The organism is Neisseria sp. HMSC70E02 (assembly GCF_001838645.1).
GTDB classification, from domain to species: domain Bacteria; phylum Pseudomonadota; class Gammaproteobacteria; order Burkholderiales; family Neisseriaceae; genus Neisseria; species Neisseria macacae.
This window is the reverse complement of sequence record NZ_KV838127.1, coordinates 1-725: the sequence shown is the minus strand read 5'-3', so window position 1 is coordinate 725 and position 725 is coordinate 1. Positions and strand designations below refer to the sequence as shown.

Sequence of the window (725 nt, the reverse complement as noted above, 5' to 3'; positions counted from 1 at the left end):
ATTTAATCCACTATAAAAAAAGGTCGTCTGAAACCCTTTTTTGGATTTCAGACGACCTTTGCTTTGCTTCAGCTAAGAGCCGTTAGCTTACCACTGGTACAACGCACCTGCTCCGACACCGACGTGACCGTCTGTGTTGGCAGAGAAGTTGCCTTTAACAATCCAGTTACCGCCGTCGCTCATCGCAGACACGCCGATTGCCATGGCGGATTGACCACCGTAGTAGCCGCTACCCACGCCGATACCGGTCGCACCCGGACGGGTTACTTGCGGAATCGAGCCTTGTGCAATCGCACCCGCTACACCTGCGTAGGCTTTTTTGCCGACGCGTTCGATGTTGTTTTGCAGGGCGTTACCCACGCCGGCGAGCTGGTTCAGGTTGACCGCATCGGTACCTTCTTTCGCCGGGGCGACGTTGGTGATGCGTTGTCCGCCGTTGTTCAGACCGATCGGGCTGAGGCTGACGGTATTCGCCGGATTATGGGCGGTCGGTGCAGCGATGCTGACACCTTGCGCGTTAACGGTTACACCGCCTGCGGTTACGCTGGTTACGTCGAGTTTATCGGCAGTAGCAACGTTGTACACGGTCTGTCCGCTGTTGCCGGTGGTTTGGTTAACGACGACGTTCTTACCTGCGGTAACTTCGGTTTTCGCCGCTGTCGCTTGTGTCGCTACGTTGGCAATCGCCTGGTTGGTGTAATACAACTGGCTGCCGTTGATCGCAT

Annotated in this window: 1 protein-coding gene; it reads right to left on the bottom strand. The window is 55.9% G+C overall.

The genetic code is table 11. The annotated features are described in order from the left end of the window. Positions 1-87: 87 nt before the first annotated feature. Positions 88-725, bottom strand: a 638-nt coding sequence (locus HMPREF3277_RS11960) for a YadA family autotransporter adhesin (protein WP_210401176.1), incomplete at its 5' end; no start/stop codon positions are given.